Source organism: Nocardia sp. TBRC8007 (assembly GCF_056629435.1).
In genome coordinates this window covers 1-280 of sequence record NZ_JBWSOR010000216.1, presented here as the reverse complement: position 1 = coordinate 280, position 280 = coordinate 1, and the positions used below count along the sequence as shown (strand labels likewise).

The 280-nt window shown below is 53.9% G+C and carries 1 protein-coding gene; it reads left to right on the top strand.

Translation table 11 applies throughout. The annotated features are described in order from the left end of the window. Positions 1-22 precede the first annotated feature (22 nt). On the top strand, positions 23-280 hold a 258-nt coding region (locus ACX4ZE_RS23370; protein ID WP_480275625.1), incomplete at its 3' end, for a hypothetical protein.

Sequence of the window (280 nt, the reverse complement as noted above, 5' to 3'; positions counted from 1 at the left end):
CAGAGACGGTTTCGACCGGGCAATGGAAATAGCACTGAACAACCTCAAGATAGCCAAGAGTTACTCGTCACCGGTTTTCCCCGGCAACGCTCTACTCTTCGAAGCAGTCGTTGATTCTTCAGGAAACAGGACCTCGGAGACCGGAACGAAGTTGGTGCAGGCCTGGCGTGGACATATCGCAGGCAGTATGGAAGTCGTTCAGATCGATTGCGCGCACGAGGACTTCGACCGGATCGATAACATGCGACTCGTCGGACAGACCCTGAATCATAGGTTGCGA